The organism is Aeromonas sp. Y318-3, assembly GCF_027706185.1.
GTDB classification, from domain to species: Bacteria; Pseudomonadota; Gammaproteobacteria; order Enterobacterales; family Aeromonadaceae; genus Aeromonas; species Aeromonas veronii.
In genome coordinates, this window is record NZ_JAPDCN010000011.1 from 40,130 (window position 1) to 64,938 (window position 24,809).

At 60.6% G+C, this 24,809-nt stretch carries 26 protein-coding genes; 7 read left to right on the plus strand and 19 right to left on the minus strand.

Annotated features, from left to right (window positions below; genetic code table 11):
* Nucleotides 1-11: 11 nt before the first annotated feature.
* Complete coding sequence (locus tag OKB77_RS15400) at nt 12-350, minus strand: PepSY domain-containing protein (RefSeq protein WP_069526972.1); 339 nt, start codon at nt 348-350, stop codon at nt 12-14.
* Between the two features lie 63 nt (nt 351-413).
* Here OKB77_RS15400 and OKB77_RS15405 point away from each other — a divergent pair, with 63 nt between their 5' ends.
* The gene (locus tag OKB77_RS15405) at nt 414-662 is read left to right on the plus strand and encodes a PepSY domain-containing protein (protein WP_149153769.1); all 249 of its coding nucleotides are present in this window, start codon (nt 414-416) and stop codon (nt 660-662) included.
* Here OKB77_RS15405 and msrQ read toward each other — a convergent pair.
* Together msrQ and msrP are read right to left on the minus strand one after the other, a co-directional pair.
* Nucleotides 659-1,285, minus strand: coding sequence for a protein-methionine-sulfoxide reductase heme-binding subunit MsrQ (gene msrQ, locus OKB77_RS15410; RefSeq protein WP_199415254.1), 627 nt, complete (start codon nt 1,283-1,285; stop codon nt 659-661). The genes OKB77_RS15405 and msrQ overlap by 4 nt on opposite strands.
* Nucleotides 1,276-2,277: a protein-methionine-sulfoxide reductase catalytic subunit MsrP gene (gene msrP, locus OKB77_RS15415; protein WP_150390133.1), complete on the minus strand. Its 1,002-nt coding sequence runs from the start codon at nt 2,275-2,277 to the stop codon at nt 1,276-1,278. Before msrP ends, msrQ begins: the two co-directional genes overlap by 10 nt.
* Nucleotides 2,278-2,645: 368 nt before the next feature.
* Here msrP and OKB77_RS15420 point away from each other — a divergent pair, with 368 nt between their 5' ends.
* Nucleotides 2,646-3,128, plus strand: coding sequence for a DUF1097 domain-containing protein (locus OKB77_RS15420; protein ID WP_005339809.1), 483 nt, complete (start codon nt 2,646-2,648; stop codon nt 3,126-3,128).
* Between the two features lies 1 nt (nt 3,129).
* Here OKB77_RS15420 and OKB77_RS15425 read toward each other — a convergent pair whose 3' ends face one another.
* From OKB77_RS15425 to cydH, 4 genes are all read right to left on the minus strand, one after another.
* Nucleotides 3,130-4,410: a sigma 54-interacting transcriptional regulator gene (locus OKB77_RS15425; RefSeq protein ID WP_005339807.1), complete on the minus strand. Its 1,281-nt coding sequence runs from the start codon at nt 4,408-4,410 to the stop codon at nt 3,130-3,132.
* Complete coding sequence (locus OKB77_RS15430) at nt 4,407-4,934, minus strand: hypothetical protein (RefSeq protein WP_443111796.1); 528 nt, start codon at nt 4,932-4,934, stop codon at nt 4,407-4,409. The genes OKB77_RS15425 and OKB77_RS15430 overlap by 4 nt, the downstream gene beginning before the upstream one ends.
* Entirely contained in the window at nt 4,931-6,331 is a 1,401-nt protein-coding gene (locus OKB77_RS15435; RefSeq protein ID WP_270817967.1) for an ATP-binding protein, read from the minus strand. The genes OKB77_RS15430 and OKB77_RS15435 overlap by 4 nt, the downstream gene beginning before the upstream one ends.
* A gap of 103 nt (nt 6,332-6,434) precedes the next feature.
* Entirely contained in the window at nt 6,435-6,527 is a 93-nt protein-coding gene (gene cydH, locus OKB77_RS15440; protein ID WP_005339800.1) for a cytochrome bd-I oxidase subunit CydH, read from the minus strand.
* A gap of 124 nt (nt 6,528-6,651) precedes the next feature.
* Between cydH and OKB77_RS15445 the strand changes: the two genes are divergently transcribed.
* Nucleotides 6,652-7,227, plus strand: a complete 576-nt coding sequence (locus OKB77_RS15445; protein WP_270817937.1) for a 2-amino-4-hydroxy-6-hydroxymethyldihydropteridine diphosphokinase — start codon at nt 6,652-6,654, stop codon at nt 7,225-7,227.
* On the opposite strand, the gene OKB77_RS15450 is transcribed toward OKB77_RS15445, so the two are convergent.
* Complete coding sequence (locus OKB77_RS15450; protein WP_270817938.1) at nt 7,153-7,857, minus strand: SDR family oxidoreductase; 705 nt, start codon at nt 7,855-7,857, stop codon at nt 7,153-7,155. The two genes, OKB77_RS15445 and OKB77_RS15450, sit on opposite strands and share 75 nt — an antisense overlap.
* 162 nt (nt 7,858-8,019) lie before the next feature.
* Here OKB77_RS15450 and OKB77_RS15455 point away from each other — a divergent pair, with 162 nt between their 5' ends.
* A complete protein-coding gene (locus OKB77_RS15455; RefSeq protein ID WP_139472527.1) occupies nt 8,020-8,424 on the plus strand; it encodes a CBS domain-containing protein in 405 nt (134 codons plus the stop codon).
* Here OKB77_RS15455 and OKB77_RS15460 read toward each other — a convergent pair.
* Nucleotides 8,421-8,957 (minus strand): DUF2301 domain-containing membrane protein, encoded by a 537-nt coding sequence (locus tag OKB77_RS15460; protein WP_270817939.1) that lies wholly within the window; start codon nt 8,955-8,957, stop codon nt 8,421-8,423. The two genes, OKB77_RS15455 and OKB77_RS15460, sit on opposite strands and share 4 nt — an antisense overlap.
* A gap of 87 nt (nt 8,958-9,044) precedes the next feature.
* Between OKB77_RS15460 and OKB77_RS15465 the strand changes: the two genes are divergently transcribed.
* Nucleotides 9,045-9,809: a substrate-binding periplasmic protein gene (locus OKB77_RS15465; protein ID WP_270817940.1), complete on the plus strand. Its 765-nt coding sequence runs from the start codon at nt 9,045-9,047 to the stop codon at nt 9,807-9,809.
* 7 nt (nt 9,810-9,816) lie between these two features.
* On the opposite strand, the gene asnC is transcribed toward OKB77_RS15465, so the two are convergent.
* The gene (gene asnC / locus OKB77_RS15470) at nt 9,817-10,278 is read right to left on the minus strand and encodes a transcriptional regulator AsnC (protein ID WP_005339783.1); all 462 of its coding nucleotides are present in this window, start codon (nt 10,276-10,278) and stop codon (nt 9,817-9,819) included.
* A 154-nt stretch (nt 10,279-10,432) separates the two neighbouring features.
* Here asnC and asnA point away from each other — a divergent pair, with 154 nt between their 5' ends.
* Nucleotides 10,433-11,425, plus strand: coding sequence for an aspartate--ammonia ligase (asnA, locus tag OKB77_RS15475; RefSeq protein WP_101530914.1), 993 nt, complete (start codon nt 10,433-10,435; stop codon nt 11,423-11,425).
* A 300-nt stretch (nt 11,426-11,725) separates the two neighbouring features.
* Here asnA and clpB read toward each other — a convergent pair whose 3' ends face one another.
* The 3 genes from clpB to rluD form a co-directional block, all read right to left on the minus strand.
* Nucleotides 11,726-14,299, minus strand: coding sequence for an ATP-dependent chaperone ClpB (gene clpB, locus OKB77_RS15480; protein ID WP_005339779.1), 2,574 nt, complete (start codon nt 14,297-14,299; stop codon nt 11,726-11,728).
* Between the two features lie 202 nt (nt 14,300-14,501).
* Nucleotides 14,502-15,239, minus strand: coding sequence for a peptidoglycan editing factor PgeF (gene pgeF / locus OKB77_RS15485; protein ID WP_150390128.1), 738 nt, complete (start codon nt 15,237-15,239; stop codon nt 14,502-14,504).
* A 112-nt stretch (nt 15,240-15,351) separates the two neighbouring features.
* Nucleotides 15,352-16,332 carry a 23S rRNA pseudouridine(1911/1915/1917) synthase RluD gene (gene rluD / locus OKB77_RS15490; RefSeq protein WP_005339771.1) on the minus strand — a complete coding sequence of 327 codons (981 nt, stop codon included), beginning with the start codon at nt 16,330-16,332 and terminating at the stop codon, nt 15,352-15,354.
* Nucleotides 16,333-16,449: 117 nt separating this feature from the next.
* On the opposite strand from rluD, the gene OKB77_RS15495 reads away from it, so the two are divergent.
* On the plus strand, nt 16,450-17,205 hold the full coding sequence (locus OKB77_RS15495) for an outer membrane protein assembly factor BamD (RefSeq protein ID WP_019446583.1): 756 nt from the start codon (nt 16,450-16,452) through the stop codon (nt 17,203-17,205).
* Between the two features lie 136 nt (nt 17,206-17,341).
* Here OKB77_RS15495 and OKB77_RS15500 read toward each other — a convergent pair whose 3' ends face one another.
* The 6 genes from OKB77_RS15500 to pntB form a co-directional block, all read right to left on the minus strand.
* Nucleotides 17,342-18,670, minus strand: a complete 1,329-nt coding sequence (locus OKB77_RS15500) for a CoA-disulfide reductase (RefSeq protein ID WP_064338944.1) — start codon at nt 18,668-18,670, stop codon at nt 17,342-17,344.
* 98 nt (nt 18,671-18,768) lie between these two features.
* Entirely contained in the window at nt 18,769-20,169 is a 1,401-nt protein-coding gene (locus OKB77_RS15505) for an L-cystine transporter (RefSeq protein ID WP_043823139.1), read from the minus strand.
* Between the two features lie 133 nt (nt 20,170-20,302).
* Nucleotides 20,303-21,604, minus strand: coding sequence for an L-cysteine desulfidase family protein (locus OKB77_RS15510; protein WP_270817943.1), 1,302 nt, complete (start codon nt 21,602-21,604; stop codon nt 20,303-20,305).
* Between the two features lie 21 nt (nt 21,605-21,625).
* On the minus strand, nt 21,626-22,294 hold the full coding sequence (locus OKB77_RS15515; protein ID WP_139741282.1) for a helix-turn-helix transcriptional regulator: 669 nt from the start codon (nt 22,292-22,294) through the stop codon (nt 21,626-21,628).
* A gap of 147 nt (nt 22,295-22,441) precedes the next feature.
* Complete coding sequence (locus OKB77_RS15520) at nt 22,442-23,221, minus strand: substrate-binding periplasmic protein (RefSeq protein WP_270817944.1); 780 nt, start codon at nt 23,219-23,221, stop codon at nt 22,442-22,444.
* Nucleotides 23,222-23,319: 98 nt separating this feature from the next.
* Nucleotides 23,320-24,804 (minus strand): Re/Si-specific NAD(P)(+) transhydrogenase subunit beta, encoded by a 1,485-nt coding sequence (gene pntB / locus OKB77_RS15525; RefSeq protein WP_005339759.1) that lies wholly within the window; start codon nt 24,802-24,804, stop codon nt 23,320-23,322.
* Nucleotides 24,805-24,809 lie beyond the last annotated feature (5 nt).

A 24,809-nucleotide genomic window follows, 5' to 3' on the forward strand; every position in this document is an offset into this window, starting at 1 on the left:
CCACACAGGGGTTATTCATCATCCTCGACCGGGGGCTTTGGCGGTTCGAACAGCCGCTCCAGATGGTGGCCCTTGGCCCACACCAGCTCAAGGTTGTCGGCCCGATAGGCTACCTTGATCACGCTGTTTTCCCGATCGATGACTCGCAGTTCATAGAGCCAGATACCATCCTCTTCCCCCAGATCCACCCGCAACACCCGCACCGGCAATCTGGCCGCCATCTCCATCATTTCATGGAAGGGCCGAACCCGTCCCTCATGGACAGCTTGCTGCAGCATGGCTTCATCAGGCGTGACCGCCTGTGCCAGCAACGGCAGCAATAACCCAAGCAGAGGGAGCGCTCTATTCATGGATGATTCATCTCCAAAAACCTAACATAATGGCGTTTATAGTCTGCCAGCCATGAATCCGGAATGAATATGATCCCGCGCAGTTTCCTGCTGATCCTTTGCCTGTTGAGTGCCACAAGCTGGGCGGCCCAGAGCCGTCTCGACATGGCCGGGCTGGTCAAACTCCTGCTGGCGCAAGGGTATCACGACATTCGGGAAGTGGAGCTGGAAGGGGACAAATTCGAGGTCAAAACCCTCAATCGCCAGGATCAGAAGGTGCATCTCATCGTCGATGCCTACACTGGCGAGATCAAACAACAAGAGGCCAATTAGGCCTCTTTTGCATTCCAGTGTCCCCGCATGGGGCGCAGCAGTTTCTCCCGCCTCGGCCAGAGCAGGGCGCAGGCCAGCAGCAGGTAGATGAGGGGCTCCCCCCAACCGCTCTTGAGCGACCACCAGTAATGCACCGGCACCAGCAGGGCGATGGCATAGACCCAGTTGTGCAGCTTCTGCCATGCGGCACCCATGCGGCGCTGCAATGCGGGCAGCGAGGTGATGCTGAGGGCGGCCAGCAGCAACAACGCTACCATCCCCACTACTATGTAGCTGCGCTTGACCAGCTCGCCGCCAATCAGCCCCCAGTCAAACTGCAGATCCAGCCCCAGCCACGCCATGAAGTGGAGCAGCGCCCAGGCAAAACACCAGAGCCCGAGGGGGCGGCGCAGCTTGATTAGCTGCCCCTGCCGCCAGCGCTTGGCCAGCGGCGACACCAGCAGGGTGAGCAGCAGCAGATTGAGCGCCCCCTTGCCGAGGTAGTGGATAAGCTCTGGCACCGGATCGCCCCCCAGCAGACCTGCCGGAATGGCAAACCCCAGCCAGAGCAGGAAGCCGAGAGCGCCCAGATGCACCAGTGCCCGCAAACCGCTGATATGGGCCGGTTTCAATCTCAGTACCATTGGCGCAGATCCATCCCCTGATAGAGCGAGGCGACTTCGTCACCATAGCCGTTGAACATCAGGGTCGGCTGACGCTTGGCGCCAAACACCCCGCCCTCGCCGATAAAGCGCTCGCTGGCCTGACTCCAGCGCGGATGATCCACCTGCGGATTGACGTTGGCGTAGAAGCCATATTCGTTGGGAGCCAGCAGATTCCAGGTGGTCGGCGGCATCTCCTCCACCAGCCGGATCGAGACGATGCTCTTGATGCTCTTGAAGCCGTACTTCCACGGCACTACCAACCGGATCGGCGCGCCATTCTGGGCGGGCAGGGTCTTGCCGTAGAGCCCCATCGCAAGGAAAGAGAGAGGGTGCATCGCCTCGTCGATACGCAGCCCTTCGACGTAGGGATACTCGATGCCGCCCCCCAAACTGGAGGCCTGCCCCGGCAGCTGTTTCGGATCAAACAGGGTTTCGAAGGCAACAAACTTGGCGCGACTGGTGGGCTCGGCACGGCGGATAATCTCCGCCAGCGAGATGCCATTCCAGGGCAGCACCATGGACCAGGCTTCGACACAGCGCAGTCGGTAGATCCGCTCCTCCAGCTCGCTCTTGTTGATGAGGTCCCACACATCGAGGGTAAAGGGCTTGGCCACCTCCCCCTCCACCTTGAGGGTCCAGGGTTCGGGCTTGAGGTAATGGCCGTTGCGAGCCGGGTCGGACTTGTCGGTTCCGAGCTCATAGAAGTTGTTGTAACTGGTTGCCTTCTCTTCCGGTGTCAGCACCAGATTGGCCGAGCGCTCCGCAGGCTTGCTGTTGATCGGCCTAGTGGCTAATTGGGGAGCATCCTCTTTACCGCGCAGCAGATCGAGTACACCGGCCTGAGTGGGAAATGCCAGGGTGGCTGCGCCCAGACCCAGCCCTTTGAGAATAAGGCGGCGGTCCTGATAGACGGCTTCCGGGGTGACATCCTGTTCGGTAAGGGGGTGGGCGGTACGACGCTTGATCAACATGAAAAACTCCCGGGGCTGAGTGAGGCAGTATGGATAAGACCCGCCCCGGCAGATTTTTATTTCACACAAATTTACATCATGTGGTGCAGGGGCAGTGCCTTGGCCATGGTGCCGACCAGAAACAGGACTACGAACACCAGAAGGGGAACGATCACATTTGGCGCCATCAGACTCACTCCATGAGCAGGACAGGGCCTCTAACTATGGCCGACTGTCAGGCCGGTCACCAATGAATTTTTTTCGCGAGCGCAAGCGTATTCCTGAGTTGAAAAGGGTGATGAAGATCACACACAATTCGGCCCCCGCTTGCCGCCCCGATTGCCGGGGGTAGGCTGCCCATTTTGCGAAGCCAACTGAAGAGTCGCCCCATGAGCCCACTGATCGCCATCGCCATCACCACTGGAATTCTCTCCGCCGTCTGGGGCTGGATTGCCGTCGCGTTCGGCCTTATCTCCTGGGTCGGCTTTCTCGGCTGCACCAGCTATTTCGCGTCAAGCGGTGGCTACAAGGCGCTGCTGCAGACCATCTTCTGCAACACCAGTGGCATGCTGTGGGCACTGCTGCTGATCCATGGCGACAGTCTGTGGGGAGCGGGTGTGGCGGGTTATGTGATGACGGGGGTGGTCGCAACCCTGATGTGCGTACAGGCCAAGCAGCAGTGGCTCGGCTACATTCCCGGCACCTTTGCCGGTTGCTGTGCCACCTTCGGGGCGGCTGGCGAGTGGCGGCTGATCCTGCCCTCCCTCATCATTGGCGCCTTGTTCGGTTACCTGATGAAGGCGAGCGGCCTCTGGCTCTCCCATAAAACTCAAAAAGCCGATGCCGCTCCGGCGGTGGTTGATCCCGCCTGATTTATCCCTTCGATTTGAAGTTTGCAGCTTCGATACCGTGCCGATTCAATAACTTGTAGAAATCGGTACGGTTTCTGCCCGCCATGTTGGCCGCCAGGGTCACGTTGCCCTCGGTGGTGCGCAGCAAACGGATCAGATACTCCTTCTCGAATTCGGCCCGCGCCTCGTTGAACGAGGGGATGCCGCCGCCACCGCCGCTCAGGGCGGACTCCACCATGGAGACCCCGATCACCGGGCTGCAACAGAGGCTGGCGAGCTGCTCCACCACGTTGCAGAGCTGGCGCACGTTGCCAGGCCAGGCAGCGGCCGCCAGCATCGCCAGCGACTCGGGCGAAAAACCCATGGCGGCGCAGTCGCTGTGGCGGCTGCGGTAGTCATCGAGCGCCTGACGGGCCAGCAGGGGGATATCCTCGCTGCGGGCACTGAGAGACGGCAAGGTGATATTGGCGACGTTGAGACGGTAGAAGAGATCTTCCCGAAAGCGCCCCTCCTCCATCGCCTTGACCAGATCCTGATGGCTGGAGCTGAGTACCCGCACCTCCGGCGTGCCCTGACCATACTCCTCCATCACCTGCAGCAGCTTGGCCTGCAGGGATTCGGAGAGGCTGCCAATCTCGTCGAGAAACAGGGTCGCCCCCTTGGCCTGCTCGAACAGACCGGACTGTCCATCTTCACCAAACAGCTGCAGGTCGAGTGACGCCCACGGAATGGCGGCACAGTTGATAGTATGAAGCGGCTTGTCGCGCCGCTGGCTGGCCTGGTGCAGCGCCTGCGCCATCGCCCCCTTGCCGGAGCCTGACGGCCCCATGATCAGCACCGGCACCTCCATGGTCGCAATGCTGTGGGCCTGGATCAGCAGCTGTTCCAGCTGGGGATTGCGGGTCAGGATCAGCGACTGCCACTCCTGCTGCTGTTTCGGCCGCGTCAGGCTCAGCGCATGTTCGATGGTGGCGAACAGCTCATCCTTGTTGATGGGTTTGGTCAGAAAGCTGAATACGCCGGAGCGGGTCGCCTGAATGGCGTCCGGGATGGTGCCGTGGGCGGTCATGATGATCACCGGCAACCCCAGCCACTGGGCCTGGATCCGCTCGAACAGCGCCAGACCGTCCATGCCGGCCATCCGCAGATCGCTCAGTACCAGATCGGCCCGTTGCTGACGCAACCGGTCGAGGGCCCCTTCCGCGCTGTCGGCGGTATCCACTTCATAACCCTGACTGCGCAGCCGCATGCTCATCAGTTTGAGCAGGCTGACGTCGTCATCCACCAACAGGATCCGGCTCATGGTATTACCTCACGATTCTCGTTCAGCTTGCGCTGGTTGAGCTGGTCGTCGATAGCGGTCAGCTGCTCGATCTGGCGGCGCAGCCGCTGGATCTCCTGACTCTGGTCATCGCGACGGCTGTCGCGAGCCAGCAGCTGCTCGCCGAGGGCGATCCAGCTACGTAAAAAGGCCTGCGCATCGAGACCCAGCTCGGGCAACATCTGCTTCAGGCGCGCCAGACCGGCGGTGCGATTGACCACCGATTCGGCGGGGTGGGAGTCCACCATGGCCAGACTGACCCGGCTCTCCAGATCGTCAGCCCCTTTCAGACGCTGACGCTCCTGCACCCGTTGCTGGGGGTGACTGGCCAGCAGCCAGTCGGAGTATTGCAGACGCACCTGCATCTCCTTGTTGGCAAACTCCATCCGCTTGGCAAAAGCGATATCGGAGGACTCCCGCTCTGCCTGTTGCGGCAGCAAGGAGCAACCCGCGAGCAGCCCTGCCATCAGAGCTGGAAATACGCGTTGTATCTTCATAGTCCTCATTTCAACGTCAACCTGAAACAGACATCCGCCTGTTCATCCTCTACCAGAACCAGTTCCCCCCCCAGGCTGTTGGCAGACTCGCGGGCGATGGAGAGGCCCATGCCCGAGCCTTTCAAGAGACCTTGCCGCACTGTGCTGCCCTGCTCGAAGGGTTCAAAAATGCGTTGCTGATCGGCCACGGGGATCTTGGGCCCCTCGTTGGCCACTTCCAGCCAGCTTATCTGTTCATCCTGCCCTGCCCTGATCCAGATATTGCCCCCGCTGGCGCCGTAACTGACGGCGTTGGAGAAGAGGTTATCGAGGATCAGTCGTAGCCGGTAGGGCTCCGCCCACAGGGTAACCGGCACGGTCGGCAAGTGTACACGGATCTGCTTGGACTCCAATGCCAGCCGGTACTCGGCAGAAAGTTCCGACAACATCGGCAGCAGGGGGACGGGCTCCAGTTCGAAGGCCTCCTGCTGACTGAGCCGGTTGAAGTCGAGCAGCCGCTCGATCAGGGTCTGCAAACGCCGACTGTTCTCGTCGAGCATCTGGCAGATCTCCAGCTGATCCGGCGTCAAAGGCCCGACCAGCTGCTCGCAGAGCAGATCCGTCCCCTCCCGCAGCACCGCCAGCGGGGTCTTGAGCTCGTGGGAAACATGACGCAGGAACTGGTATTTCTGCAGCTCCAGCTCCTTGAGTTTGTCGTGCAGCCAGACGATCCGCTCCCCCAGCAATACCAGCTCGGCAGGGCCGTCAACCGGCTTGGGATCGGGTTCGACCCCGGCTCCCAGGCTCAAGATGCGCGACTCAATCTGTCGTACCGGGTGGATGATGAGGTAGGTGAAGATAAAGACCATCAGCAGGCTGAGCGCCGCCACAGCTCCGCTCACCCACCAGAGCTCGCTGGTCAGTCCGGCGATGGTGAGCTGTACCCGATCCATGTGTTCGTCAACCCGGCTGCGGGTGACTATTTCGAGCTGCTTGTTGGCATCGTTGAACTGCTCGAGCTTGTCCCCCGCTGCCGCCGCACGGGCCAGCGCGGCATCCTGCAGGCTGTCGAGCCAGGCCAGCCCCTGATCGAGCCTGCTGTAGAGCTGGCCGTCGGTGATGGAGTTGCGGTGTTCCGCCAGCAACACCCGATACCCGTCGAGTTGCTGCTGGTAGCTGGTGAGACTGCGACGATCCCCCAGCACCGCGAAGCGGCGCAAGGTGCGCTCGATATCGATGGCTTGCGCCGTCAGCAGGGTGGCGCGGCGGGTATCCTTGACCGCCCGCTCCATCTCGTCGCTGGTGAGCTGACTGAGGTGGGCAAGTGAGGTGCTGTTGTGCCAGATCATTCCGCCCAGCGGCATCAATACCAGCACAAATCCCATCAATACTACCTGCAGCAGGGAGCGTGGGCGAACCTTGGTCATCATCTCTTCTCTTGCATTCTCACCGGTGCGCCAGCATAGCCGCACCGCCCCAAAAAACAAAACCGGCCAACAGGCCGGTTTGTATTATCTGGATTGTGGTGATTCACGCCAACGCGACAGAGGCCAGACAGATAATCATGATCATCGCCAGCGCGCCCGAGGCGGTCAACAGCGCCCATTTCAGCTCCACACTCATGCAAACCTCCTTTCTGCCAATCAGTGCCGGATCACAATAGATAAGACAATGTTAAGCCATAGTTAATCCGATAACCGTGAGCTGCGTATACATTTCAGATGAGCCCAACCCCGGGAAGGTGAGCATGTTCTATCTGTGTAGCATTGGTTCCAATATTGACCCGCATATCCATGTCAGCCGGGTGCTGGCCGAGCTGCTTGCGAACGTTGGCCCCCTGCGGCTGAGTTCGGTGATCCGCACCAAGCCGGTGGGAATGCACTCCAGCCACGACTTTCTCAACTGCCTGCTGGTGGTGGAGAGCCCGCTCGATGCCGCCCGCCTCAAGCAGCACTTTGTCGCCCTCGAGGTAGCTCACGGCCGGGATCGCAGCGATCCGCTCTGCAAGGTGCACGATCGGCCGCTCGACATCGATATTCTGGCCAGCAACAGGAGCGGTGACTTTGCCTCGGCAGAGGTCGATTCCTATCTGGCGGAGCTGCTGGCCGAGCTCTATGGCCATGGCGAGGTGCATGACCCCAAGGTGGCGCTGCAAGTGATGCTCCCCGCCCCGTCGGGCAAGCTCAAACCCGGCAAAGGCTTGCTGACCCGGCAGGTCGGGCTGGAGCCGTTGGTGCTTGGCAAATCTTCAGAGAGTGGCCAGCGCCCGCCCGCCATCTACCTTGATGCTGGCACCCGTCATATAACTGTTCCCCATCAGTAACTGCACCGCCTGCCAGATGGGCTCAAGTCCCCCCTCCCGCGCCAGCGGTGTTTTCGCCAACACCTGCTGGCGCCACGCCTCGTCATGTTCATCGAGAAACAGGATCGGCCCCGGCTCTATGGTGTTGACTCGCACCGCAGGCGCCAGCTCCCGGGCAAAGCTCATGGCCAGCGAATGGGCTCCCGCCTTGGTGGCCACATAGCTGGCAAAACGGGGGGCCGGGGCATGGATATAGATATCGGTGATGTGAATGATGCTGGCGTTGGGATTGCTGGCAAGCTGTGGGGCCAACGCCCGGTTTAGCTGGAAGGGGGCCGCCATGTGTACTCGGTAGAACTGCTCGAATTGGGCCAGTTGCGCCGCCGGCTCAGTTGCCTGCGGCTCGAAGGCCGAAGCGTTGTGGATCACCAGCGCCAGATCCTGATGGGTCGCCAGCACATCGATCAGCTTGCCAACGTCCTCTTCCCGGCCAAAATCCGCCTGCACCAGTTCGACCCCCAGTACTGCCAGCGTGGCCAGCTCCGGCCGCTCGCTGCGATAACTGCCCGTCACCTGCCAGCCCGCTGCCACCAGTTGTTCACAGAGATAAAATCCGAGTCGACGGCCGCAGCCCGTAACCAATGCACGCATACGATCTCCTTTCCCTTTCATGGTCTTGCATGAACGAAGCCCGCCTGCCAGCGGATCACCGCCGATGGCTTGTGCCTATCAATCCCTGCGGCACAAGCCATTGGTCGCGAGCTACCCGCCCGCGTCATAGTGGCGGCATCCCCATCTTGCGGAGTCACCACCATGCTGAAAGTACACCACCACATGGGTCGCCTGACCCACTCCCTCACTGCCGGACTCGGCCTGGCCGAGGCGCTGGATCGCCTGCATCAATCGGGTCTTGGCGGCCTGCCGGTGCTGGATGAGCAGAAACGGCTGATCGGCTTTCTTTCCGAACAAGACTGCATCCCCAGCCTGCTCACCGGCAGCTACCACTGCGATACCCGCACCCGGGTGGAGGATCTGATGAACCGTTCGCCCCTCTCGGTCGGGCCGGATGAGAGCATTCTGGATCTAGCTCGCCAGATGGCCGATGCCAAGCCCAAGATCTACCCGGTGCTGCAACAGGGCAAGGTGGTCGGCATCATCAGCCGCCGTCAGGTGATGCAGGCCCTCAACCAGCAGATGAAGGTGTGCCAGCAGACCTAGATCTGGTAACGCCCCTTGTCACCGATATCGAAGTGCAGGGGCATCCGCCACTTGGCCAGCGCCAGCAAGGTCAACAGGGCGCCACAGACCAGCGCCACCAGTGCGGCGGCCCACTCCACCCGCAACCACTCCAGCAGCCATAACGCCGGCAGCAAAATGGGCACCAGTTTGATGCCGGGAATCGAGAAGCAAAACTGCTCCTTGAACGCCAGCCCGGAGAGGGTCGCCAAGGCCGCTCCCAGCACCAGCGCATCCGGCGCTCCTACCGCAACCAGGGCCAGCGCGCCCCAACCAAACCCCTGCAGAATCAGGCGAATCCGCTTGTCGTAGATATGCAGCGAGAAGCCGCAGATTGCGCTTGCCACTGCAAGTGACATCAACCATTGTGCCGACGGGAGCAGTGCCATCCCGCTCAGCAGCGCCGCACCGCGGCAAAGCAGCAACAGGGCTGCCGCACTCAAGCCAAGGCGGTAGAGCGAGACGGTCAACTTGTCGATCCCGTCCAGCGGGCTCTTGATTTCAGGATTTGCCATAAACAGTCGCTTCTAACGGATCAGGTGCCATCCAATATACTGGAATCAGGTCTTGGAATATCTTCAAACGGGCTCAGGAGACGTAGTTTGCGTGTGATCCCCCTGTTTTGGTTGCTGTTTCCACTCGGATTGCCCGCCAAAGAGCTGGTGATCTGCGGCACCATGGAGCCCCCGCTCAAGTTTCTCGATGCCGATCAGAAACCCCGCGGACTCGATATCGACATCGTCACCGCCATCTTCGACAAGCTGGAGACGACCTTTCGGATCGAGCTGGCCGACTCCGGCGCCCGCCTCACCCGCAACGCCGAAACCGGCGCCTGCGACCTGGTGATGACCCACTCCTACAAGGCGGAGCGGGAGAGTTATCTCATCTATCCCCAACAGGCCCATCTTCGCCACAGCTGGCACTTCTTCGTGCGCAAGGCGGACCTGATGAAGATCCGCTACGAAACGCTGGCCGATCTCAAACCCTGGCGCATCGGCGTGACCAAGGATTTCTCCTACACCCCTGAACTGGCAGCGGCCATGACCGACCCGGCCTATCAGTTTCAGGAGATCACCATGAACCAGCTGCAACTGCGCAAACTGCTGGCCGGACGGATCGATACCGTGCCCATGCCGCTGGTCACCGCCTTCACCCAAATCAAGGAGGAGGGGCTGACAGGCAAGGTCGATTACCTGCCCAAACCGCTCAAGAGCAGCCCCTACTTCAACACCTGGGCCCGTGCACGGGCGGATGCACAGACCCCCGCCCTGATGGCGGCCTACGATGCCGAACTGCTGCGCATGAAGCGCAACGGCAGCCTCAAGGCCCTCTACGACAAGTACGCCATCCCCTATATCGAACCCTGATCAGGGGTCAGGGTTTCACATCCCGCAGGATAGGGTTTTGCAGCGAAATCAGGGTTTCAGTGGACTGGATCTCGTCGATGGTCTGGATCTTGTTGATCAGCACTATCTGCAGCTCGTCAATGGAGCGGGTCATCACCTTCATGAAGATGCTGTAGTGGCCGGTGGTGTAGTAAGCCTCCACCACCTCGTCCAGCGCCTGCAGCTTGGCCAGCGCCGAGGGGTAATCCTTGGCGCTCTTCAGATTGATCCCGATAAAGCAGCAGACGTCATAGCCCAGCTTCTTGGGGTTAACCTGCACCCGCGTCCCCTCGATGATCCCCGCCTGCTTCATCTTCTCCACCCGCACATGGATGGTGCCCGGGCTGACCGCCAGCTGCTTGGCCAATTCGGCATAAGGAATACGCGCATTCTCCATCAGGGCGGTGAGGATGGCCTGATCGAGATTATCGATCCGGTAATTTTCCGGCATTTTTTTGCCCTCCCGTTAGCGATACATCATTAAAAACACCCTTATTTTGAAGAAAAAAACACACAAAGCCTATTTCTATTATCGAATATTGAATTTAGTTAGCAATCCGTTGAAGAATCACCACATCCAACGGGGTTTGAAACAGGAATTCAGCATGAAACAGCACTACATTCGCAGCCAACAGCAGATCAGCTTCGTCAAAGAGATGTTCTCCCGCCAACTCGCCCAGCAACTGGGTCTGATGGAGGTACAAGCCCCCATCCTGAGCCGGGTCGGTGATGGCACTCAGGACAACCTCTCTGGCCACGAGAATGCAGTGCAGGTCAAGGTGAAGACCCTGCCGGAGCACAGCTACGAAGTGGTGCACTCACTGGCCAAATGGAAGCGCCAGACCCTGGGTCGCTTCGGCTTCGGCCCGGGCGAAGGGATCTACACCCACATGAAGGCGCTGCGTCCGGATGAAGACAAGCTCACCCCCATCCACTCGGTCTACGTGGATCAGTGGGACTGGGAGAAGGTGATGCCGAGCGAGCGCCGCGATCTTGCCTATCTGCAGGAAACCGTGCGCGGCATCTGGGCCGCCATCAAGGCCACCGAGCGCGCGGTCTGTGCCGAGCATGAGCTGACCCCCTTCCTGCCAGCCGAGATCCAGTTCCTGCACAGCGAAGAGCTGCTGGCCCGTTACCCGGACCTCGATGCCAAGGGGCGCGAGCGCGCCATCGCCAAAGAGCTTGGGGCCGTGTTCCTGATCGGCATCGGCGGTGCCCTCTCCCACGGCGAACGCCACGATGTACGCGCCCCGGACTATGATGACTGGAGCAGCCACAGCGAGCTGGGTCTGGCAGGTCTGAACGGCGACATTCTGGTGTGGAACCCGGTGCTGCAGGACAGTTTCGAGATCTCCTCCATGGGGATCCGGGTCGACGCCGAAGCACTGCGCCGCCAGCTGGCCATCACCGGCGACGAGGATCGCCTGCAGTACGACTGGCATCAGGATCTGCTGGCCGCACGGATGCCGCAGACCATCGGCGGCGGCATCGGTCAATCCCGTCTGGCCATGCTGCTGCTGCAAAAAGAGCATATCGGTCAGGTGCAGGTCGGTGTGTGGCCAGCCGAGATGAAAGCCGCCATCCCAGGCATGCTGTAAACGCGTTGATTTCATCGGTCTGGCCTGCGCGCAGTGGCTCGCGGGTCAGCCCTGAAGGTGTGTGGCGGTGCGGACTGAACGAGCGCAGTCCGGACATGCTGTAAGTCGCGTGGTCATCCCTGATGGCCCACGGCGAAACCGGGGCTTGCCCCTGCGACCCGCTCAACCCACGTCAGGTCGCTTCACTACATTCCTCCCGGCAATCTTCGGATTGCCGTTTTTTTTGCGCCCGAATCCCTGCCACCAGATATGGCAACGCCAGCCCGAGGGCTGGCGTTGCAAACATCGATGCGAGACTGGTTACTGGGTCATGGTGAGGCCATTGCTGTCGGCCCCCAGCACCAGTTTTTTGCCCGGCACGATGCGGCCGGAGAGCAGCGCCTGCGCCAGCGGGTTCTCCACCTTCTGCTGGATCGCCCGTTTGAGAGGCCGCGCCCCGTAAACGGGGTCGAACCCGGCGTGAACCAGCTTCTCGAGCAGCGCTTCGCTCACCTCCACCTCGTAACCCTGAGCCTCCAGTCGGCCCATCAGGCTCTTGAGCTGGATGCGAGCGATGGACTTGATGTGATCCTCGCCGAGGGGATGGAACACCACGGTCTCGTCGATCCGGTTGATAAACTCCGGTCGGAAACTGCGGGTCAGCACATCCATCAGCATGGCCTTCATCTCGTCGTAATCCTTCTCGGAGTGGTGCTCCTGAATCAGATCCGACCCGAGGTTGGAGGTCATGATCACCACCGAGTTACGGAAATCGACGGTGCGACCCTGGCCATCGGTCAGGCGGCCATCATCGAGCACCTGCAACAGGATGTTGAAGACATCGGGATGCGCCTTCTCCACCTCGTCCAGCAGGATCACCGAGTAGGGACGACGGCGTACCGCCTCGGTCAGATAACCGCCCTCTTCATAACCCACGTATCCGGGAGGCGCCCCCACCAGACGGGCCACGCTGTGTTTCTCCATGAACTCGGACATGTCGATCCGCACCATGGCATCCTGGGTATCGAACAGAAACTCGGCCAACGCCTTGCACAGCTCGGTCTTGCCCACCCCGGTGGGCCCCAAGAACAGGAAGGAGCCGATGGGGCGATTCGGATCGGAGAGACCGGCACGAGAGCGACGAATGGCGTTGGAAACCGCATCGACCGCCTCTTCCTGTCCAATCACCCGGCTGTGCAGCTGATCTTCCATCCGCAGCAGCTTGTCGCGCTCCCCTTCCAGCATGCGGGCGACCGGAATACCGGTCCAGCGGGCCAAGACGTCTGCGATCTCCACGTCGGTGACCCGGTTGCGCAGCAGACTGGTCTCCTGCATCTCGGCTTGAGTGGCGAGATCCAGCTGTTTCTCCAGCTCCGGAATGCGGCCGTACTGCAGCTCGGACATCCGGCCTAGGTCGCCTGCGCGGCGCGCCACATCGAGATCCTGACGGGCCTGCTCCAGCGCAGCCTTGATATGCTGGGTGCCGGCGAGGGCGGCTTTCTCGGCCTTCCATACCTCGTCCAGCTCGTTGTATTCCCGATCCTTCTCGCCAATCTCCTGATTGATCAGCTCCAGACGCTTGCGGCTGGCGTCGTCGTCCTCTTTCATCAACGCCTGCTGCTCCAGCTTGAGCTGGATGATGCGCCGCTCGAGACGATCGAGCGCCTCGGGCTTGGAGTCGATCTGCAGCCGGATGCTGGCCGCCGCCTCGTCGATAAGGTCGATAGCCTTGTCCGGCAACTGGCGATCCGCGATATAGCGGTGCGACAGCTGGGCCGCCGCCACGATGGCGGGGTCGGTGATCTGCACATGGTGGTGCAGCTCGTAACGCTCTTTCAAGCCACGCAGGATGGCGATGGTGTCCTCCACGCTCGGCTCTTCTACCAGCACCTTCTGGAAGCGACGCTCAAGCGCTGCATCTTTCTCGATGTACTGACGGTACTCATCCAGGGTGGTAGCGCCGACGCAGTGCAGGTCGCCACGGGCCAGCGCAGGTTTCAGCATGTTGCCCGCGTCCATGGCCCCTTCGCCCTTGCCGGCGCCGACCATGGTGTGCAGCTCGTCGATAAAGAGGATGACGTTGCCCTCCTCCTTGGCGAGATCGGTCAGTACAGCCTTGAGCCGCTCTTCAAACTCGCCGCGATACTTGGCACCGGCCACCAGCGCCCCCATGTCCAGCGACAGCACCCGCTTGTTCTTCAGCCCTTCCGGCACTTCACCGTTGATAATGCGCTGGGCCAGCCCCTCGACGATGGCGGTTTTACCGACACCGGGAGCACCGATCAGCACGGGGTTGTTCTTGGTACGGCGTTGCAGCACCTGAATGGTACGGCGGATCTCGTCATCACGGCCGATCACCGGGTCGAGCTTGCCGATTTCGGCCCGCTCGGTCAGATCGATGGTGTACTTCTCCAGCGCCTGACGGTTCTCCTCGGCGTTGGCATCTTCCACCTTCTTGCCGCCCCGCACCTTGTCGATGGCCGCTTCGAGTTTTTCCTTGGTCAGCCCCTGGGCGCGCAGCAGCTCACCCAGCGTTCCCTTGTCGTCGAGGGCAGCCAGCACGAACAGTTCTGAGGAGATGAACTGATCCTTGCGCTGCTGGGCCAGTTTGTCGCAGACGTTGAGCAGGCGGCCGAGGCCGTTAGAGAGCTGCACGTCCCCTTCCACACCGCTGACGCGCGGCAGGCGATCCAGCTCCTCACCGAGGCGGGAGCGCAGGGCGTTGATATCCATCCCGGTCAGGGTGAGCAGCGGACGGATAGAGCCGCCATCCTGATTGACCAGTGCGGTCATCAGGTGAACGGGTTCGATGAATTGGTGGTCACGACCCAGCGCAAGAGACTGGGCATCGGAAATAGCAATCTGGAATTTGCTGGTAAGGCGATCGAGGCGCATTGCACTCCCCCTTCAAACAGGCAGACGCCGCTTGCGCGGCAAACAACATAACTTTCTGAGATGAAAGATGAGGCCCGTACGGGCTATTTCAAGGGCATGGGCTGGTTATTTTTTCTGCAAAGCGGGGAGAGGGCAGGATCCCCGCCTCTCTCATACGGATCTGTTCTTGAGAGAGACGGGCTATTACTTGGCGGGTGATTGCTTAGCGGGCCAACCAGATGAGGGAGGCCATCCGGCCGGTCTGGCCGTCGCGACGATAGGAGTAAAACTGCTCGCTATCGCTGAAGGTGCAGTATTCGCCGCCATAGACGGCGGTAACGCCGGCACGGGCGAGGCGTAACCGCGCCAGCTGGTAGATATCCGCCAACCATTTGCCGTCGTTGGCGGAAGGCACGAAAGCCGCGACCGCTTCAGCCTGCTCCGCCATAAAGGCTTCGCGCACCTCGCCACCCACTTCAAATGCAGTGGGGCCGATGGCCGGGCCCATCCAGGCCAGGATCTCACCCGGCTCACAGCCCATGGCCGCGATACTCGCCTCCAGCACGCCCTCTTTCAGTCCACGCCAGCCAGCATGGGCAGCTGCGACCACAGTACCCGCCCGATCGCAGAACAGCACCGGCAGACAGTCAGCAGTCATTACGATGCAGGCCTGATCCGCCTCATGGGCGCAGGCGGCATCGGCATCCGGTGCTTGCTGATAATGGCTGCTGACCGGATGAACCACGGTGCCATGCACCTGATTAAGCCAGTTGAGGGGCCCCGGGATGGCGGCCGCCTGCTGCAAGCGAGCACGATTGGCCTCGACTCGCACCGGTTCATCCCTCACATGGGCGCCCAAATTGAGACCGGCAAAGACCCCTTCACTGACGCCGCCATCCCGGGTGGTCGACAACGCCCTGACACACGCCGGGGCTGGCCAGTCGGGTTCGATCCATTTCATCTGTGACTCCTTCAATTCACCGATATAAAAACGGGGCTCCTGCAAGGGAACCCCGTTTGGCATCTGTTCGGGCCGGATGACGCCAGAAACCGACGCAGCAGGCCCTATCGCATCAGTTCCAGACTAAATCATCCGGATTGGCGAGAGTATCCGCTCGCAGCACTTCCATCAGCTCCACCATGTCTTGCGGTGTAGCTGAGTGCCACTGCATCACTTCCCCCGTGATGGGGTGAGCCAGTTGCAGCATGGTGGCATGCAGCGCCTGACGGTTGAAGTTACGCAGTGCCTGGGTCAGCTCGGGGGTCGCGTTGCGCAGCGGGCGCAGACGGCCACCGTAAGCGGGATCGCCCACCAGCGGGTGTTTGATGTGCGCCATGTGGACACGGATCTGGTGGGTACGGCCGGTCTCCAGACGCAGACGCAGACGGGTGTGACCACGGAACTTCTCGTGAACCCGGTAGTGAGTTACGGAAGGACGACCATTGGGCACCACGGCCATATGGGTACGCTGGGTCGGGTGACGGCCGATAGGCGCATCAACGGTACCACCTGCGGTCATGTGACCGATGGCGATCGCTTCGTACTCACGGGTGATCTGGCGCGCCTGCAACGCTTCCACCAGATGGGTCTGGGCGGGTACGGTTTTGGCAACCACCATCAAACCTGTGGTGTCTTTATCCAGACGGTGCACGATACCGGCGCGAGGCACCTCGGCAATGCCGGGGTAGCGGTGCAGCAGGGCGTTGAGGATGGTGCCATCCGGCGTACCTGCGCCCGGGTGAACCACCAGTCCGGCCGGTTTGTCGATCACCAGAATGTGTTCATCTTCGTAAACGATGTTGAGCTCGATATCCTGGGCATCCCAGCGGGTATCATCTTCCAGCTCGACATTCACATGCACCTGCTGCCCGGCCAGAATCTTCTCGCGCGGGGTGTTGGCAACCTGACCGTCCAGGGTCACTCTGTCCTGTAAAATCCACTCCTTGATGCGGGTGCGGGAGTAGTCTGGAAACAATTCGGCCAGGGCCTGGTCGAGTCGCTGCCCGAATTGGTGATCCTGGAATTCGCCTGTCAGTTCAATATGCTGGCTCATGTATGGTCTCTTGAGCGGGGGGTATCAATTCGAAATAATCCGGGTATTCTAGCTTTTCTTTTAGCCAAGCATAACGGATACTTTGCCAATTTCGTGGAAATGGACCGGATGTTGTTGATGGGAAAGAAGTCTCACCTGCTGATGTCGCTCGCCTTGGTCGCTACCTTGATCACAGGCTGTTCCAGCACCAAACCCAAGGTACCCGACGAACCGCCGGAGACCCTGTACCAGAAAGCACGCCTCAAACTGGACGTTGGCAATTACGTGCAAGCCACTGAATTGCTGGAGGCTTTGGACTCTCGCTACCCGTTCGGCGCCTACTCCAACCAGGTGCAGCTTGACCTCATCTATGCCTACTACAAGCAGGATGATACCGCTCAGGCGATCGCCAATATCGACCGTTTTATCCGCCTCAATCCGGCGCATAAAAACATCGATTACGTCTTCTATATGCGCGGCCTGACCAACATGGCGGCGGATTACAACTTCTTCCAGAGCCTGTTCGGTATCGATCGTGACGACAAAGACCCGGCTTATGCCCGTCAGGCATTCCAGGATTTCAAGACCCTGTTGCAGAACTACCCCAACAGTGTCTATGCCGCCGATGCCCGCGCCCGCATGATAGGCCTGAAGAATCGTCTGGCCCGATATGACCTGAGCGTGGCCGAGTATTACGTGAAGCGTGATGCACTGGTCGCAGCCGCCAACCGGGCCAAGCTGATTGTCGAAACCTACCCCGACACAGCCGAAACCGAGAAGGCATTGGAGATCATGGTCGAGTCTTACGACGCTCTGAAGATGCCGCAGCTGGCCAAGCATGCCCGCGAAGTGCTGGCCAAGAACTACCCGGAGAACCGCCTCGGCCGTGGCTGAGTGATACGGAACAACCGGTAATAAAAAAACCGATGCCAAGGCATCGGTTTTTTTATCGCTGCAATTTACCCTCAGCTATTACCCGCAGAGTGCTCTGCAGAGCAGAATCTGCGTAACGACGCAGTCATCGCAACGCTTACTTCGCTACATTACCCGCCACGTTCAGGGCATCCCAGGTGCGGGAGAAGGGCGGCGCGTAGGCAAAGTCCAGCATGCCGAGCTGCTCGGTGGTCACTCCCATGGTGATGGCAACCGCCAGCGCGTCAATGCGGTGGACCGCCCCCTTGCGACCGAGGATCTGGCCACCCAGCAGCCGCTTGCTGCCCGCCTCATAGACCAGCTTGACGTGGATGTCGGACTGACCCGGGCAGTAGTTGGTGTGGCACTTGTCCTTGATCACCACAGTGCGATAGTCGATGCCCATCGCCTTGGCTTCCTGCTCGGAGAGGCCTGTTCGGCCCGCCTCCAGCCCCAGCACCTTGAGCGCGGCAGAGCCCAAAGTGCCCGGGAACGTCTGCTCGGCCCCGGCCAGGTTTTCACCCACCATACGACCCAGCTTGTTGGCAATGGTGGCGAGCGGTACATAGACCTGCTGCTGCTTCACGCTGTGCCAGACGCTGGCACAGTCACCGGCCGACCAGACGTTGGCCAGCGAGCTGCGTCCCTGACGATCCACCTTGATGGCGCCGTTGCCGAGCCGCTCGATGCCGGTATCGGCCAGAAACTCGGTGTTGGGCTTGACCCCGGTGCAGACCACCACGATATCGGCCTCGTACTCGCCCTGGCTGGTGCGCACGCCGGTCACCCGACCATCCCCCAGCAGTGCTTCAACTCGCTCACCCAGATGGAGAGAGACCCCCTGCTCGCACAGTTCGGTTTCGATGTGCTGGGTGATCTCGCTATCAAACGCGTCGGGGATGACCCGATCCGCCAGCTCGATGAGACGCACCTCCTTGCCCTGATGGACCAGCGCCTCGACCACTTCCAGCCCGATAAAGCCGGAACCAATCACCACGGCGCGGCGATTATTCTTGTCTTGCACCGCAGCTTTGAGCGCCAGCCCGTCGGCCATCCGGCGCAGACCGAATACCCCTTGCTGCTGCAAGCCGGGGATGGGGGGCATCACTTCACGGGCGCCGGTGGCGATCATCAGCCGATCGTAGCGATCGGTAAAGGTGTCGCCGTTGTGCTCCACCACCAAGGTCTGGGCAGTTGCGTCAACGCTCAATACCCGATGGCCAATCTTGACCTCGATACCCTTGGCAGCGAACTGCTCGGGGGTGAACTCGGCCATGTAACCGGGCTCCTGAAACTCGTCACCGACGAAGTAAGGCAGGCCGCAGGCACCGAAAGAGATCACTTCGGAGGCCTCATACACCACGATGTCGGCATCTTTGGCCAGACGGCGCGCCTTGGCCGCCGCACTCATACCGGCGGCTTCACCACCGATGATCAGAATTCTCATAGTTTTTCCTCTCAATGGCGCAGGGAGGGCATGCCCTCCCTGCGGTCTATGACGGGAAAGAGTCACCCCTTTCCACGAGCAGATCAACCGACAGCAAATCAGACGGTGGACTCTTCGCCGTCCAGACTCACTTCGTGATCGCTGTTGAACACATGCATGTCGGTCTCGCCCATCAGGCGGCTGGTGACCGTCCCTGCGGTGATGGAGCCGGAGACGTTGAGCGCGGTACGGCCCATGTCGATCAGCGGCTCGATGGAGATGAGCAGACCGGCCAGCGCCACCGGGAAGTCCAGCGCGGAGAGCACGATCAGCGCGGCAAAAGTGGCGCCACCGCCAATGCCGGCCACCCCGAAGGAGCTGACGGTGATGATGGCGATCAGAGTCATGATGAAGCCCGGATCCATCGGGTTGACCCCGACGGTCGGGGCAATCATCACGGCCAGCATGGCCGGATAGATACCGGCACAGCCGTTCTGGCCGATGGTGGAACCGAAGGAGGCGGCGAAGTTGGCGATCCCCTCAGGAATACCCAGCGACTTGGTCTGGGTCTGCACGTTCATCGGGATGGAGCCCGCACTGGTACGCGAGGTGAAGGCAAACGCCAGCACCGGAATAATCTTCTTGAGGAAGCGCAGCGGGTTGATGCCGACCATGCTCACCAGCAGCAGATGCACGACAAACATGATGGCGATGGCGCCGTAAGAGGCCATCACAAAGCTGAGCAGGTTGAGAATATCCGCATAGTTGGAGCCGGAGACCACCTTGGTCATCAGCGCCAGTACGCCGAACGGGGTCAGGCGCAGCACCAGGGTCACCATTCGCATCACGATGGCATGCGCCACGGCCACGAAGTGGCTGAAGCTGGCGAAGATCTCCGGCTTCTTGCGGGCGATGCCGGTAGCGGAGAGGCCGATGAAGATGGAGAAGATCACCACGGCGATGGTGGAGGTCTTGCGCGCCCCGGTCATGTCGAGGAAGGGGTTGGCAGGAATGAACTCCAGCATCATCTTGGCAAAGGACATGCTCTCGACGCTGCCGAGGGTAGTCTGCAGCGCGGCGCCACGAGCGCTCTCGGCGGCACCGGAGGTGAGCCCTTCAGCGGTCAGGCCAAACAGGTTGGACATCAGGATGCCCGCCCCGGCGGCGATGGCGGTGGTGAAGATCAGCACGCCTATGGTCATGGCGCTGATCTTGCCCAGCGCGGTGCCACCATTGAGCTTCAAGATAGCGCTGATGATGGAGACCATGATGAGCGGGATGATGATCATTTGCAGCAGCTTCACATAGCCGCTACCCACGATATCCAGATAGTCGATGGTCTGAACAATGACGGGCGAACCTGCACCGTAAAGCAGTTGCAACGCGGCGCCGAACAGAATACCGAGCCCCAGACCGGCAAATACCCGGCGGGTGAAGCTCACATGTTTTTCCTGTAACCGGTAGAGAAAGAACAGCAAGATGGCGGCGATGGCCAGATTGCCGATAACGCTAAATGTCATGGTATGACTCCCCAAAAAGCGGGCTTGGGCCCGAGAAACAAGAGCAAGCGCCATGCTTGCCCTGGCAACCGTGTCAGACGGTCTGCGCCGTCGTGACAAGAACAAGGGGGTCTATCGCCCCCTTGTCATAGATTCACTGCTTCTGCTGTTTCGCTCGCATGATGTTGATGATTTCGATGTCGGTATCCAGCATCCCCTCTTTGGAGAGGCGGCCCAGATTGGCGATGGTCTGATCCACGTCATCGGAGACGATCCCCTCGCTCTGGGGGACATGCAGGTTGTTGATGGCCATCAGCGAAGACTTAACCGCCGCCGAGGTAGAAGTAGAGACCTTCATGGAGCAGGCGCTGCCCGCGCCGTCGCAAATGATGCCGGAGACATCGCCAATCATGTTGTTGATGCAGTGGCTGATCTGCTGATACTGGCCGCCCAGCAGCCAGGTAATGGCGGCACCGGCCCCCATGGCGGCGGTACTGGCGGCGCAGAGGGCTGACAGCTTGTTCTGATAGGTCTTGATGTAGATGGCCACCAGATGGCTCATCACCAGTGCCCGGGTCAGCTGCTCGTCGCTCGCCTTGAGGAAGCGGGCGGCCGCGACCACAGGCATGGTAGCGGCAATGCCCTGATTGCCGGAACCGGAGTTGGACATGGCGGGCAGCATGGCGCCATCCATCCGCGCATCGGAGGCAGCAGAGGAGAGGCGCATCGCCAGGGTCATCAGGTCATCGGAGAGCAGCTTGCGCTCCACCTGCTCGGTGAGGATCTTGCCGATCTTCAGGCCGTAGCCCTGCAACCCTTCGTCCGCCAGCGCCTGATTCATGGTGGCAGCCTCGCGGATAAAGTCGATCTCCGCCAGCGGCACTTCCAATGCAAAATCGACGATCTCCCGCAGGGTCATGGCCGGTTTGGCGGATTTGGCCGGCTGGATCTGCACGCCGGGGGCACTGGCCTGCTCCATCAGCACCTCGCCATCCTTCTCCATCAGGATGATGCGGGTGTGGTCGGTGCAGATCACCACCCGGGCACTGTGCCCTTCAACTTCAGCCAGCACCTCGGCGTAGAGCACGTCCGGCACATCCTTCACATCCACCTTGATGACCGGCAACAACGTCTTGGCCGCTTCCACCTGTTCTGGTGTGAGGGTCTTGAGCACCTCCAGCCCGGCATCGGGATTGCCGCCGGTGATGCCGACCGCAGCGGCCACCGGCAGACCGATCATGCCGGTGCCCGGCACCCCGACCCCCATGCCGTTCTTGAACAGATTGCCACTGACCCAGACGTTGATGCGGGTAGGAGTCTCCCCCAGCAGCTTGCGGCAGTTGGCCGCCGCCAGCGCCACCGACATCGGCTCGGTACAGCCCAGGGCCGGCACCACTTCACGCTTGAGCAGGGTAATAAAGTCGGTCCATTGTGCTTTCATCGCAGTGTTTCTCATGTTCAGGGTGCCCGCAGGCAGTTATTGCTTGTTCAGATCCGCTTTGTGATTACGGATATGCAGATAAACAGTATGACGGGAGATGCCGAGCATCCGGGCAACCAGCTGGGCCGCCTCCTTGATCTCGAAGATCCCCATGTCGAAGAGCCGGGTCACTATCTCCTTGTTGCGCACCGTGCAGGAGAGCGAATCGTCCCGATCCACCTTCTCAATCACCTGGGTCACCAGATCGTCCACCGAGCTGGCAAAGGTCTCGTTGTTGAGCGGCGCCGGTACCGCGGGCAGCGCAAAAGTATCGAGCAGGCAGCCAAGGGAGGTATCCAGACTGAAGTTCACGCAGAGCATGCCGATGGGCTTGCCCTGCCGGTTGCTGATGGTGATGGAGGAGGACTTCATCAGCGTCCCGTCGCGGGTACGGCTGAAGTAGCTGCTCCACTGGCTGCCCTCCTCCCCCTGCAAGCGGTTGAGGGCAAAGTCGGTGACCGGCGCCCCCTCCCGACGACCAGTGACATGGCCGTTGGCAATCTTGATAACCGATGCATCCAGCGTATCGAACGCATGCAACACCACCTCGCACCCTGCGCCAAACAGCGCGGCCAGCGCCTCGACCGCGGGCTCGAAACTGGCGATCAGATGACGTTCTTCATCCGTTAACGAATTGATCTGGTCAGTGGTGGCTGCTGTGGACATATATGAGTAACTTTGAGTAAACCGCAGTTGATTCTACTATCAACAAGATCAACTAATGTTGAGCGGCATCCCCTTTTTGCTCGCCATTATGCCCACCTTTTAACAAAGTGCGACAAATTGTGAAGCGGCGCACAGCAGGGCAGCAACTCAGAGGTGATAGCGGGCCAGCAACTGCTTGTAGGCGGGAGTCTGTTTGAATGCCTTGAGGGCAGAGGAGAAGCGGATAGCCAGCTGGTCGTGGCCGGGCTTGTGGGTAAACGCGAGGAAGTTGCGGTTGTCGTCGGTCAGCAGGCGCGAGCCGTGGTTCACCTGATCCTGCAGCCCCTGGGTATGCAGCAAGTAGCGACCGACCCGCTCGTTGAGCACCACCCCGTCCAGCCGACCGGCCATCATCAAATGCAGCTGTTTGATGGCATTCCCCTCCCCCGTCATCGGCATCCGGATCACCCCGGGATCGGTCAGAAAATCGGGACTGTAGGCATAATCTTCCTGAATACCTATCCGCAGACCCTTGAGGTCGGAGAGCTGCTTGAAATCCACCGGACGGGCCGTCGGATAGAAGAGCACCTCGCCGCTGTAAGAGAGCGGCTCTTCGGGGTAGTGGAGCCAGTGCTGGCGGGAAGGTTCAAAGAAGACATCGAGCACCGCATCCCCCTGCCTGAGACGGGCCTGCTGCAGAACCCGCTTCCAGGGCAGCACCCTGATTTCAGTGCGATAACCCATCTGGCGCAACACGGCGCAGGCCAGATCGAGATCGGCGCCGGCCAGCTCGCCATTGTCACCACGCATCACATAAGGGGGCCACAGCTCGGTCAGCAGCGTCAGAGTCGGCGGCTCGTCCGCTACTACGGCCGAACCAGCACCAAACAGGAAGGCCAGTAGCCAGCCGTACAACCCGATCCTTCGCCAACCCTGACACCACATCATGGAGATCCCTCATGGTCCGTATGGATTGAGGATATACAAGGGATGGGCAATAAAAAAGGAGGCCGAAGCCTCCTTGATATTCACTCTCTGAATGGCACTTACAGTGCTTTCAGGATTGCCTCGACGCTGGCCTTGGCATCGCCAAACAGCATCTGGGTATTTTCCTTGAAGAACAGCGGGTTCTGGACACCGGCATAGCCAGTGTTCATGGAGCGCTTGAAGCCGATGACGTTCTGCGCTTTCCACACTTCCAGTACCGGCATACCGGCGATCGGGCTGCCCGGATCTTCCATCGCGGCCGGGTTGACGGTGTCGTTGGCACCGATCACCAGCACGGTATCGGTATCGGCGAAGTCGTCGTTGATCTCGTCCATTTCCAGCACGATGTCATACGGGACTTTCGCTTCCGCCAGCAGCACGTTCATGTGGCCAGGCAGACGACCGGCAACCGGGTGGATACCGAAGCGCACCTTGACGCCGCGGTCACGCAGCTTCTGGGTGATTTCAGCCACCGGATACTGGGCCTGCGCCACCGCCATACCGTAGCCCGGGGTGATGATGACGGAGCTGGAGTTCTTCAGCAGGTCAGCCACTTCCTCGGCGCTGGTTTCGCGGTATTCGCCCATCTCCTGATCAGCCGTGGAGGCCACGCCATCGGAGCCGAAGCCACCGGCGATCACGGAGATGAAGGAGCGGTTCATCGCCTTGCACATGATGTAAGAGAGGATCGCACCGGAGGAACCCACCAGGGCACCGGTGACGATCAGCAGGTCGTTGGAGAGCATAAAGCCCGCCGCCGCTGCCGCCCAACCGGAGTAGGAGTTCAGCATGGAGACTACCACCGGCATGTCTGCGCCACCGATGGAGGCAACCAGATGCCAGCCGAAGGCGAAGGCGATCAAGGTCATCACCAGCAGGGCGAAGGTGGAGCCACCGGCGTTGACGAAGTAGACCATCAGCGCCAGAGAAGCGACCACGGCCAGCAGGTTCAGCTTGTGGCGGTGCGGCAGCATCAGCGGCTTGGAGGAGATCAGACCGCGCAGTTTGCCGAAGGCAACCACGGAACCGGTGAAGGTTACGGCACCGATGAAGACGCCCAGGAAGATCTCGACCAGATGGATGTTCAGCATGGCGCCGGTCAGGTGCTCGACCTGAGCAACGCTGTTGGCCTGCTCGAACGCCGCACGGGCGGCTGCCAGCGTGGCATCCAGATTGGAACCGACGGAGACGACAACCTCAGCAGGGGCAGAGGGGTGCAGATCGATGAAGCTGTTGAAGCCCACCAGCACTGCCGCCATACCCACGAAGCTGTGCAGCACGGCCACCAGCTCGGGCATCTCGGTCATCTCGACCTTGAGTGCCAGACGCACGCCGATGGCACCGCCAATCACCATGGCCAGGATGATCCAGTGAACACCACTGGTCTCCGGGTTGAATACGGTAGCGAGCAGGGCGATAGCCATACCCGCGATGCCGAACAGGTTGCCATGCTTGGCCGTTTCTTGCTTCGACAGTCCCGCGAGACTGAGGATGAAGAGCACGGCGGCAACGATATAGGATGCTGTTACCAGTCCTTGAGACACGTTAA